General features: G+C 32.9%; 11 protein-coding genes. 3 read left to right on the top strand and 8 right to left on the bottom strand.

What is annotated here, in order from left to right; translation table 11 throughout:
- Nucleotides 1-25 precede the first annotated feature (25 nt).
- From DK508_RS00410 to DK508_RS00420, 3 genes are all read left to right on the top strand, one after another.
- A complete protein-coding gene (locus DK508_RS00410; RefSeq protein ID WP_109298760.1) occupies nucleotides 26-2,065 on the top strand; it encodes a DUF349 domain-containing protein in 2,040 nt (679 codons plus the stop codon).
- Nucleotides 2,066-2,070: 5 nt separating this feature from the next.
- Entirely contained in the window at nucleotides 2,071-2,697 is a 627-nt protein-coding gene (locus DK508_RS00415; protein ID WP_109298761.1) for a class I SAM-dependent methyltransferase, read from the top strand.
- 111 nt (nucleotides 2,698-2,808) lie between these two features.
- Nucleotides 2,809-3,072, top strand: coding sequence for a T9SS type A sorting domain-containing protein (locus DK508_RS00420; protein ID WP_160114501.1), 264 nt, complete (start codon nucleotides 2,809-2,811; stop codon nucleotides 3,070-3,072).
- A gap of 110 nt (nucleotides 3,073-3,182) precedes the next feature.
- On the opposite strand, the gene mazG is transcribed toward DK508_RS00420, so the two are convergent.
- The 8 genes from mazG to def all read right to left on the bottom strand — a co-directional run bounded on the left by mazG (nucleotide 3,183) and on the right by def (nucleotide 12,029).
- Nucleotides 3,183-3,956 carry a nucleoside triphosphate pyrophosphohydrolase gene (gene mazG / locus DK508_RS00425; RefSeq protein WP_109298927.1) on the bottom strand — a complete coding sequence of 258 codons (774 nt, stop codon included), beginning with the start codon at nucleotides 3,954-3,956 and terminating at the stop codon, nucleotides 3,183-3,185.
- A 9-nt stretch (nucleotides 3,957-3,965) separates the two neighbouring features.
- On the bottom strand, nucleotides 3,966-4,910 hold the full coding sequence (locus tag DK508_RS00430; protein WP_109298763.1) for a nitronate monooxygenase family protein: 945 nt from the start codon (nucleotides 4,908-4,910) through the stop codon (nucleotides 3,966-3,968).
- Nucleotides 4,911-4,958: 48 nt separating this feature from the next.
- Nucleotides 4,959-6,146 (bottom strand): tRNA 2-thiouridine(34) synthase MnmA, encoded by a 1,188-nt coding sequence (gene mnmA, locus DK508_RS00435; protein ID WP_109298764.1) that lies wholly within the window; start codon nucleotides 6,144-6,146, stop codon nucleotides 4,959-4,961.
- A 136-nt stretch (nucleotides 6,147-6,282) separates the two neighbouring features.
- The gene (locus DK508_RS00440; RefSeq protein WP_160114502.1) at nucleotides 6,283-6,960 is read right to left on the bottom strand and encodes a toxin-antitoxin system YwqK family antitoxin; all 678 of its coding nucleotides are present in this window, start codon (nucleotides 6,958-6,960) and stop codon (nucleotides 6,283-6,285) included.
- A 152-nt stretch (nucleotides 6,961-7,112) separates the two neighbouring features.
- Entirely contained in the window at nucleotides 7,113-9,011 is a 1,899-nt protein-coding gene (gene yidC, locus DK508_RS00445; RefSeq protein ID WP_109298766.1) for a membrane protein insertase YidC, read from the bottom strand.
- A gap of 95 nt (nucleotides 9,012-9,106) precedes the next feature.
- Nucleotides 9,107-10,747 carry a CTP synthase gene (locus tag DK508_RS00450; RefSeq protein WP_109298767.1) on the bottom strand — a complete coding sequence of 547 codons (1,641 nt, stop codon included), beginning with the start codon at nucleotides 10,745-10,747 and terminating at the stop codon, nucleotides 9,107-9,109.
- Nucleotides 10,748-10,941: 194 nt separating this feature from the next.
- Nucleotides 10,942-11,364, bottom strand: a complete 423-nt coding sequence (locus DK508_RS00455; RefSeq protein WP_109298768.1) for a DUF5606 domain-containing protein — start codon at nucleotides 11,362-11,364, stop codon at nucleotides 10,942-10,944.
- Between the two features lie 74 nt (nucleotides 11,365-11,438).
- Complete coding sequence (def, locus tag DK508_RS00460) at nucleotides 11,439-12,029, bottom strand: peptide deformylase (RefSeq protein WP_109298769.1); 591 nt, start codon at nucleotides 12,027-12,029, stop codon at nucleotides 11,439-11,441.
- Nucleotide 12,030 lies beyond the last annotated feature (1 nt).

A 12,030-nucleotide genomic window follows, 5' to 3' on the forward strand; every position in this document is an offset into this window, starting at 1 on the left:
TCAGACAAACATAAACGTTCACATAATGTCAACACTGGATAACCTGCCAAAAGCAGATGGAGAAAAGGAAAATAAACTAGAAACTTTAGATAAAAAATCAGAGAGTTCTAATGTAGATGATCAACAAAAAACTAATGTATCAGACACTAATACCGATGCACCAGAACCTGTTGAAATAACCGAAGAAACTACAGAAGAACTCAAAACGGAGCCCGATTCTCAAAGCACCGAGGCTACTAAAGAAACTAATCCTGAAGAAACTTCTGGAGAGGGTGACCATGTTCAGAGTCAAATGGATGAAGCAGTTGCAGAACATAGTGAAGATGAAACTACAATTGAGCGTCATGACATAGAAAAGAAAGATTATCATGCCATGTCTAAGGAAGAGCTTATCAAAGAGCTTCGTGATCTAATTCGGGTTGAAAAGGTACAAGCTATTAAAGAACATGTAGATGAAATTAGAAGTGAGTTTAATGAAAAATTTAATGAAGAGGTTGAACAGAAAAAGGAAGAGTTTCTTGCGGATGGTGGCGATATAATTGATTTTTATTATTCTACTCCAGTAAAAAAAGAATTTAATTCTGTATATTTTGATTATAAAGAGAAGCGTAATGCCTATTACCAAAATCTAAAAAAAGATCTACAAGAAAACCTGACAAGAAGACTAGAATTAATTGAAGAATTAAAAGGTCTTCTTAATGTAGATGAGAATATCAATACTACTTATAATCATTTCAAAAGTATTCAAGAAAGGTGGCGTAATGCAGGGCCGATCCCTCGAGATAAATATAATACGGTTTGGAACACTTATCATCATCATACCGAAAACTTCTATGATTTCTTACATCTAAATAGAGAGTTTAGAGATTTAGATTTTAAACACAATCTAGAACAGAAATTAAAAATTATTGAGCGGGCTACTGAGCTGGCGCAAGAGACAGATGTTAACAGAGCTTTTAGAGAATTGCAGTTGCTTCACAAAATGTGGAAAGAAGATCTAGGGCCTGTGGGTAAAGAATATAGAGAGCCTATATGGGAAAAATTTAGTGAATTAACTCGACAAATTCATGAAAATCGCCAAAAATACTTTAAGGAACAAGATAAAGTATACGAGGTAAATCTAGAGATCAAAAAAGAAATCATTAGTAAGATTATTAATGTAGCTGGGGACCGACCAAGTAATCATAGTGGATGGCAACAAAAAATCAAAGAAATAGAGAGTTTAAGAGAAGAATTCTTCAAAGCTGGTAAAGTGCCATCTAGTGTAAATGAAAAGACTTGGAGTGAGTTCAAATCGGCTGTAAGAGATTTTAATCGCAACAAAAATGGATTTTATAAAAACCTTAAAAAAGAGCAGTTTGATAACCTGAATAAGAAAATGGAGCTTATCAAAATTGCCGAAGACAATAAGGATAATGAAGACTTAGCTACCACTACGCCTTTAATGAAAAGGATTCAATCTGATTGGAAAAAAATCGGTCATGTACCAAGAAAAGATAGTGATAGAATATGGAAAAGATTTAAGGATGCCTGTAATGGGTATTTTGATCGATTGCATGCCGAGAGAAATGAAGCTAATAAGGAAGAAATAGTCTCTCTAGAAAAAAAACAAGCCCATATAGAAGCTCTAACTGCTTTAGAACTTTCTGGCGATCCGGAAACTGATTTGGCTGTTATAAAGGAAAATATTGCTAGATGGAAAACATTGGGTAGGGTTCCTTATAAAAAGAAAAATATAGAATCCGAATACAACAAAGTACTAGATGGTCTTTTTAAACAACTTAATTTAAGTCGTAAAGACACAGAAATGATCAAGTATGAAAACAAATTAAGCTCTCTATCCAACCAAAGTGATGATAGAGCTTTAAGAAATGAACAAAGTTTCATACGTAAAAAAATAGATGATGTTAAAAGTGAGATTCGTCAATTAGAAAACAATCTTCAATTCTTTAAGAATGCCAAAGATGACAATCCTTTGGTAAAAGAAGTAATGCAAAACATCGAAAAACACAAAGAAAGCCTAGAGGTCTGGAAAGCCAAACTCATTAAGATTAAACAATTGTAAATCTAATGCAGTGTTCCCTTTGCGCTTCAGAAGTTGAAGAGTTTTCTGAAATACAGGCAAGAAAATATTTCAACTGTACTGTATGTAAAGGGATTTCTTTGGATCCAAATAATTTTCTCTCTGCCAAGGATGAGAAAAATCGATATCAGCTTCATGACAATGATATAAATGATTCTGGTTATCAAAAATTTGCATTACCTATTGTTAATTCTGTATTAGAAGTATTTGATCCCAATCACAATGGATTAGATTTTGGTTCAGGAAGCGGACCTGTAATCACTTCACTTTTAAGAAAAGAAGGATATAAGATTACTACTTATGATCCTTTTTTTGACCCCAATACAAATGCTTTAAAAACAACATACGATTACATTGTATGCTGTGAGGTTATTGAGCATTTTTTTTATCCGCAAAAAGAGTTTAAACTCCTATACTCTTTATTGAAACCAAATGGGGTTTTGTATTGCAAAACCAACATCTACAATTCTTCTATAAATTTTAAGTCATGGTGGTATAAAAATGATCCAACACATGTATTTTTCTATTCTAATGATGCCTTAAATTGGATTGCAGCCAAATTTGGGTTTAAAGCAATCGAAATAAAAAGCGACCTAATCATTTTCGAAAAATAAAGATTCTTATTTCTACACAGCATAGATCTTAATAGATGTGGAGATGGCTGGTATTACAACGGTACATGGAGCGATATTAGACCTAGCGATGCGAGAATAAACATTAATAACGTGTCATCTAAAGTGCTTATTACACCTAATCCTATAACAAAGAATTCTGTTATACAATGGCATACAGAAAAGAAAAGCAGTACTATTTTAATAGAAATCACCAACCTTTATAGTGTTACAGAAATAGTTTATGATTCGGTTGTAAATAAAGGTGACCATATCTTTAAATTGGATAATGATTCTATGTTAAAAGCATCAGGAATCTATTTTTGCAGAGTTACCATAGATGGTCATGATCAAGTAGCAAAAATAGTAAAACATTAGCTATAAAATTTAACTGAGATCACACTCTAATATATACCAAATCACCCATCGAACACTATTTGTATTGATGGGTGATTTTATATGTTACAAATCATTTACAAGCTTATAAACTATATTTTTTTAGCTTCTTCCCAAAAAACATCCATTTCTGACAAGGTCATATCTTTTAAGCTTTTATTGTTTTCTTTTGCTTTTTCTTCAAGGTATTGAAATCTTTTTATAAATTTTTTATTCGTGCGTTCCAGGGCATCCTCTGGATTTATGTCAAGAAATCTCGCGTAGTTAATCATTGAAAATAGAACGTCCCCAAACTCGGATTCGATTTTATCCTGATCCTGTACATTTATTTCATGTTGCAGTTCTTCTAGTTCTTCTTTAAGTTTTTCAAAAACCTGATGTGGCTCTTCCCAATCAAACCCTACACCTGCTACTTTATCTTGTATTCTACTTGCTTTTACTAAAGCAGGAAGCGATTTAGGAACTCCTTCTAAGACACTTTTCTTTCCTTCTTTAAGTTTTAGGTTTTCCCAATTACGTTTTACATCCTCTTCGTTATTGACTTTAACATCTGCGTAGATATGTGGGTGTCTATTTATTAGTTTTTCACAGATGGCATTAGCTACGTCAGCGATATCAAAATTATTAGTTTCACTTCCAATCTTAGCGTAAAAAACGATATGTAATAATAAATCCCCTAATTCATTTTTGATTTCATTTAGATCATTATCCAAAATAGCATCTCCTAACTCATAGGTTTCTTCAATAGTTAGATGTCTTAAGGATTGTAACGTTTGTTTTTTATCCCATGGGCATTGTTCCCGTAATTCATTCATTATGGTCAATAACCTATCAAATGCTCTTAATTGATCTTCTCTAGAATTCATCATAAATATTTAAATAGAAAGCTTTTCCATTCTATTTTTTGTAGTATAAAACTCGGAAATCATATCATTTACTATTGCGGCGGCCGGTTTAATATCATGGATTAACCCTGAAACCTGACCAATTTCTAGCTCCCCTTCAACTAGATCTCCTTCAAACATTCCTCGTTTTGCTCTGGCTCGTCCCAATAATGTCTTAAGTTCTTCTACCGATGGTCCTTTGGCATATAATGCCGTTACATCCTCATAAAACTTATTTTTCAACAAACGAACTGGTGCCAGTTCTTTTAAAGTAAGTTGAGTCGCTCCTTCTTGAGCTTCGACTACCATTTTTTTAAAATCCATATGAGAGGAAGCCTCGTTACTCGCCACAAAACGACTACCCACTTGTACACCATCTGCTCCTAAAGCCATTACTGCATACATAGAAGCACCTATTGCTATTCCTCCTGCTGCGATCAAAGGAATGTTTATTTTTTCTTTAACCATTGGGATTAGTGCAAGTGTAGTAGTTTCATCTCTACCATTATGACCTCCAGCCTCAAAACCTTCGGCAACAATAGCATCTACTCCAGCATCTTGTGCTTTTAAAGCAAATTTTAGACTACTTACCACATGAACTACTGTAATACCATGATCCTTGAGATATTTTGTATAAGTTTTAGGATTACCCGCAGATGTAAAAACAATCTTAACGCCTTCGTCAATAATTATTTTAATAATTTCTTCGAGATTAGGGTACAACATCGGGATATTGACTCCAAAAGGTTTATTTGTAGCCTCTTTACACTTTTGTATATGTTCTTTTAAAACATCAGGATACATCGACCCTGAACCAATAAGTCCTAATCCTCCTGCATTACTTACGGCGCTAGCTAATTTCCAACCACTTGCCCATATCATTCCTCCTTGAATAATCGGGTATTGGATGTTAAACAGATTTTTAATGGTGTTCATTAATTGAAAAAAATCTTTATGAAGTGAATATTAAATAATGAGGACAAGTTACGAAATTACTCCAGACCCCACTAATTCATCATCAATATACCAAGCAACAAATTGACCTTCGGTAATCGCGCTTTGATCTTTCTCAAAGACAATATACATTCCCGAATCTACCATATACAAAGTAGCTTTATCTAATGGTTGCCTATATCTAATTTTGGCCATTACATTAAGTTCTTCGTCAACATTTAATTTAAGATCTTTTCTTACCCAATGTAATTCTTCTTGTGAAATGAATAATGCTTTTCTATATAAACCCGGATGTTTTTTACCTTGCCCTGTATAAATTACATTAGACACAACATCGGTTTCGATTACAAAAAGAGGTTCTGGTGTTCCACCAACACCTAAGCCTTTACGTTGTCCTTTTGTATAATAATGTGCTCCTTGATGCTTACCAACTATTTTCCCTTCACTACTATTGTATTTATATTTGGTAGAAAGAAATTCTAATTCCTCTTTTTTCGAAGAAAATTCAGGAACCACGCGTGCATACTTCTCTTCAGAAGATGGTATCTCTATAATGTCTCCTTGTTTTGGCAGCAATTTTTGTTGAAGAAATTCTGGCAAACGAACTTTACCAATAAAACACAATCCCTGTGAATCTTTTTTATCTGCTGTAACCAAATTTTGAGTAGCAGCAATTTCTCTAACTTTTGGTTTTAACAACTCCCCTACAGGAAACAAAGTCTTAGCTAATTGTTCTTGTGATAATTGGCACAAGAAATATGATTGATCTTTATTTGGATCTTTCCCAGCCAATAATCTATGTATTTCTTTTCCTTCTTTTACAATAGTATCTTTTCTACAATAGTGACCAGTGGCTACATAATCTGCTCCTAGGGACAAAGCAATTTTAAGAAATACATCAAATTTAATCTCACGATTACAAAGTACATCAGGATTAGGAGTACGTCCTTTTTCGTATTCGTTAAACATATAATCAACAATACGTTCTTTATACTCCTCACTAAGATCAACAGTTTGAAAGGGAATACCTAACTTCTCTGCCACTAATAGAGCATCATTACTATCGTCTAGCCAAGGGCACTCATCAGAAATTGTTACCGAATCATCATGCCAATTTTTCATAAATAAACCAATAACCTCATACCCTTGCTCCTTTAAAAGGTATGCTGCAACACTAGAATCTACTCCTCCAGAAAGGCCTACAATTACTCTCTTCATCAAAAAAACTCCTTTATTTTTCAGAACCTGTAATCTGGCTCTATATTATTTTTTGCAAAAGTACTAAATAAAAAAAGCAACACTAATGTATTGCTTTATGGTTTTATCTATACCCTTATATCATAAATCAATACTATCAATTCTTAAGTGGAAACATTTTTTGTTCTGATAATTTACCATCGACATAATATTTCCATAATCCATCTTTTCGATCCCGTTTATATTTTCCTTCAATAATAAGTTCACCATTAGTATCATAATATTTTGTATACCCATGCAACTGGTCATTATCATAGGTGAATTCTTTTAACATTATACCTTTTTCAGAATACATGACTCTTTCTCCTTGCCTTTTACCATCAACAAAAGTTGTTTTTTCTGTTAGCTGTCCATTTTCAAAATACGTAAGTTGTTCTCCTGTCAATTTCCCTCCTAAGTAATTCTCTGTCATCATAATTTTATTAGATCCATTATGATAATATTTCCATAACCCTGTACGCTCTTTGATCACCATTTGACCTTCACTTATTATTTTTCCTTTTTGAGTAAAATATTTTATTTGGACAGTATCGTTATTCTTAGAGAAAGTTTTTATTGCCGTGGGAGCATCACCACTACTTGGTTTGTAGAACTTAAATTCTCCAATTTCTTTCCCGTGACTAAATGTACCTTCATACCTTACTTGGTCACTATTATCATATTTTTTTTGCCATTTTCCATGTCTCTTTCCTTGAGCATCATACTTATTGTATTTTTGACCAAGAACTGAAAAACATGTAAACACACAGACAATTAATAAAAAAGTACTTCGCATAATCATATTATTTGGGACACTGTTTCAACGCTTGTAATTTTCAAAAAGTATACCAATTTTTATTTTTAAACATATAAAAGTATTTCAAAATACAAAAAAGCTCCTAAAAAGGAGCTTTTTCAAATTGTATAATATTCTATTTATTAAACAAGCTACTTCTTTTTTGGATTTTGTTGTTTCTTTTGTTGTTCTGCCTGCTCCATTAACTCCTTCATTTTTTTCTGAAACTTACCTTGTTTTTTAGGCTTCTTTTTATTTTCTTGAATTTTTGCATGAATTTTATCATCATCAATAATTACATTTTTAATGACTAACATGATTCCGATAGTAATTAAATTAGAAATAAAGTAATACAACGATAATCCACTAGCGTAGTTATTAAAGAAAAATAACATCATTAACGGTGATAAATACATGATAAATTTCATGTTAGGCATACCGGGCTGCTGCGTTTGCATAGTTTGACCAGTCGTCATCATCATATAGATAAATATCGCTACAGATGCCAAAATTGGAAACAAACTAATGTGATCACCATAAAAAGGTATTTCAAAGGGTAATTCGGCAATTGTATCATAACTTGACAAATCACTAGCCCACAAGAAACTTTTTTGCCTTAATTGAAACGCACTTGGGAAAAAGTTAAATAATGCATAGAAAACTGGTATCTGCATAACCGCCGGTAAACAACCACTCATTGGATTAACTCCTGCTTTACCATACAATGCCATAGTCTCTTGCTGACGTTTCATTGCATTATCCTTATGTTTCTCATTAATCTCTGTAATTTCAGGGCGCAAAACTTTCATTTTGGCTTGAGATAAGTATGACTTATACGTAACAGGCGATAAAATAATACGCACTATAATAGTCATTACGATAATTGCAATACCATAAGGAAGAAAACCACTTAAGAAACCAAAGAATGGAATAAATAAATATTTATTAATTATTCCAAAAATCCCCCATCCTAGCGGCACTATTTCATCAAGATTACGCTCATAAGTATTTAAAATTCTATAATCTGTAGGACCGTAATACCAATCCATAGCATAATTAAGTTCTCCACCCTGTAATTCTAAAGGCATTGTGGCAGAAAATTCTTTAGTTACTTTTATGTCTTTATCATCCAAATCACTTGAACTAGCAACATTTTTTGATGTAAAAGATCCTTTTTTAAATGGAAGATCAGTTAAAAGAATTGAAGTAAAGAAATGTTGTTTAAAAGCAACCCAAGAAATATTATCTTCATCATCATCTGCAAATTCACCTTGCCCCAAATAATCATCTTTATCACCATCATATTCATACGACAATTCGGTATAGCGATTTTCATAGCTTGCGCTCTTCGCATGTCTCATCCCTTGTAGCTTCCAATCCAAATTAATTGTTTGGCTACCATTAATCACTTGTTGCAATCCTTGAGATCTAATGGTAAAGTCTATCATATACTCATTTGGTTTTAACTCATAACGGTACTCTAGAAATTGAGTGCTAGAGACTTTAAGTTTCATGGATAAAACAGTATTGTCTCCGCTCTTGGTAACTGAGGGTTCGAAAAACAGATCTTTTGTATTTAAAATCCTATTATCTGTAGTTCCAAAATTAATATTAAGAGAAGCGTTCTTACCATCTTTAATAAGATACACTGGTACAGAATCAAATGTTTTGAAACTTTTCAATAATGCCTCAGAAATATACCCTCCTCTATTATTTATCTTTAAACTAAGTACTTCATTCTCTATTTTGGTGAAATCATCTTTCGCTGAAGGTAAACTAGCAGCATATGAAAATGCTCCTAATTGAGATTTTGCATTAGCCAATGCTACAGAATCTTGAGGATTGACGATTATAGCTTCACTTTCTTTTACAAAATCAGTTGTTTTATCAGTTTTAATAGCATTTACCTGCGATTCGACTTGTTCTTTTTTGGCTTTTTCTGCCTCTATTTCTTCTGGAGTTGGTTGATTGATATAGAACATCCATATGATAATTCCAAAAATAAGTGCAAATCCAATGATCGAATTAAGATCAAATTTCTTTTCTTCCATGTACTTTATGTGTAAAAAGCCTTTATCTGATACACTCAGAAAGGCTTTACCTATTTTATATTACTAATTTCTAATGTCAATTATCTCGCCAATCACTATCCCTGTGACACTTTGGCACTTTTATCACTTTTAGAATACGTTACTGCAGCTTTTATAAAAGCAATAAACAATGGGTGTGGATTAGCAACTGTACTTTTATATTCGGGATGATATTGTACTCCTACAAACCAAGGATGGTCCTTTAACTCCACAATCTCTACCAAACCAGTTTTTGGATTAATTCCAGTTGTTCTAAGACCAGCTTTTTCTAATTGTTCTTTATAGCTATTATTATATTCATAACGATGACGGTGACGCTCTGTAATTAATGCTTTATCATACGCCTCGAATACTTTACTACCCTCTACTAATTGACAATCCCATGCTCCCAAACGCATGGTTCCGCCCATTTCTGTAATATTTTTTTGTTCTTCCATTAAATCAATTACGGGATGCTTTGCATTTGCATCAACCTCAACAGAACAAGCTTCTTTTAAACCAAGAACATTTCGAGAATATTCGATAACTGCCATTTGCATACCTAAACATATACCAAAAAAGGGTAATTTATTTTCTCTAGCAAATTGTACTGCTTTTATCTTTCCTTCAATTCCTCGCTCCCCAAATCCTGGCGCTACAAGAACTCCGTCTAAATGTGCAATTTTTTCTTTTATCGTAGTATCATCAATATATTCAGAATGGATACTAACGACATTAACCTTTACTTCATTCTCTGCTCCAGCATGAATAAATGCTTCAAGAATAGATTTATACGAATCCTGTAATTCTACATATTTACCAATTAAACCAATGGTAACTTCATGTTTAGGATTCTTATGTCTTTTTAAAAAGTCATTCCATTTTTCTAAATTAGGAACGTTATCGTCTCTAAGTACTAATTGTTTTAGTACAACTTTATCTAATCCTTCTTCAAGCATTAAATTAGGAACATCATAAATAGTCGAAGCATCTATAGATTCGATAACCGCCTCTTGTCGAACATTACAAAAAAGAGCTAATTTTCTACGAAGATCATCAGATAATTCATGTTCTGTTCTACATACTAAAACATCTGCCTTTATACCACTCTCCATTAGAGTTTTAACACTATGCTGAGTAGGTTTTGTTTTTAATTCTCCAGCAGCTGATAGGTAAGGTATTAATGTTAAGTGAATTACCAAGGCATTAGCATCTCCAAGCTCCCATTTTAATTGTCTAACCGCTTCGATATATGGCAATGATTCTATATCACCAACAGTACCTCCAATTTCGGTAATTACAATATCATAGTCCCCACTTTTTCCTAAAATCTGGATTCGATCCTTGATTTCATTAGTAATATGAGGAACAACTTGAACCGTTTTTCCTAAAAACTCTCCACGACGTTCTTTCTCTATAACACTTTGATAAATTCTTCCGGTAGTCACATTGTTTGCCTGAGAGGTCGGCGTATTCAAAAAACGCTCATAATGACCCAAATCAAGATCGGTCTCTGCACCATCATCAGTTACATAGCATTCACCATGTTCATAAGGGTTTAATGTTCCTGGATCTACATTAATATAGGGATCTAATTTTTGAATGGTAACTCTGTACCCCCTTGCCTGTAGTAGTTTTGCCAAAGAAGCTGCAATGATTCCTTTTCCTAACGAAGAAGAAACACCTCCAGTAACAAAAACATATTTGGTATTAGCCATGTACACTAAATATTTTTAATATTGTGCTTAAATTTTGCGCAAAAATACAAAGAAGTACTGAAAAGTTGCACTCAAAACCATGCAATGTTTACGAACTTATTCATATTCCATTAACAACTAAAAAAATGAAATTAATTTTTTGTAAAAAGTAAATCCCGCCGAATGACAGGATTTATTAATGTTTTAAAAATATGTTATTCCTCTTCTTCAGTTTCCGTACTTTCTTCAGGTTCAGAAAAATCTGTAATACCTTTTGATTGTAAAATATTATACCACTGAATCACTTTTTTCATGTCGCTGGCATACACCCTGTCCTCATCATAATCAGGAAGTACTTCGCTAAAATAAGCTTCTAATTTACCTTTAGATTCTTTATGACTAATAGCTTGTTCTCCATTTTCTTTTTCCTGGATTTTTTGAAAAATCTCTCTTAACGGAACTTCCTCTGTAAATGTATAGATTGCAATTTCACTAAGTACACTAACATTGTGTCGTATACTTACAGATAATCTTTTTCCATCCAATAAAGATTCTGCCAAAAAACCACTTCGGGTTTGTGTTTTCAATTCGAACAAACCAGGTTTTCCTGAAATTGCTAATATTTTATCTAAACTCATATATTGTATTTTCAAGGTTGGCAAATATCTATAGTTCGTTTTAAAAAATCAAACATTGCCATGTATAAAATTAGTTATCTTCCTTTTTTTGCTAATGGAAATCGCATTCTGTAGTCTGCATTGACTTTCCCTTTCGAAATATTAGCCAATTTTCCTTTTATCAAACGTTTTTTTAGACTAGACAACTTGTCCGTAAATAAAATACCTTCGATATGATCATATTCATGTTGGATTACTCTAGCTGCAAGCCCTCCATATATTTCTGTATGCTCTACAAAATTTTCATCAAAATATTTAATCTTGATCGTTTCATTACGAAAAACATCTTCACGAATGTCGGGAATACTCAAGCACCCTTCTGTAAACGCCCATTCTTCATCTTTTTCTTCAAGAATAGTAGCATTAATAAAAACCTTTTTAAAATCTTTTAATTGTTCTCTCTCCTCTTCAGACAACTCTTCGTCTTCAGAAAAAGGTTCTGCATCAATAACAAACAATCGAATCGGTAGTCCAATTTGCGGAGCCGCTAATCCAACGCCATGCGCATTATACATGGTTTCAAACATATTTTCGATAAGCTCAGAAAGTTTTGGGTATTCTTTATCTATATCTTTAGCTTTTTTCTTTAATACAGGATCACCGTATGCTACAATGGGAAAAATCATA

The organism is Aquimarina sp. AU474 (genome assembly GCF_900312815.1).
Classification (GTDB): Bacteria; Bacteroidota; Bacteroidia; order Flavobacteriales; family Flavobacteriaceae; genus Aquimarina.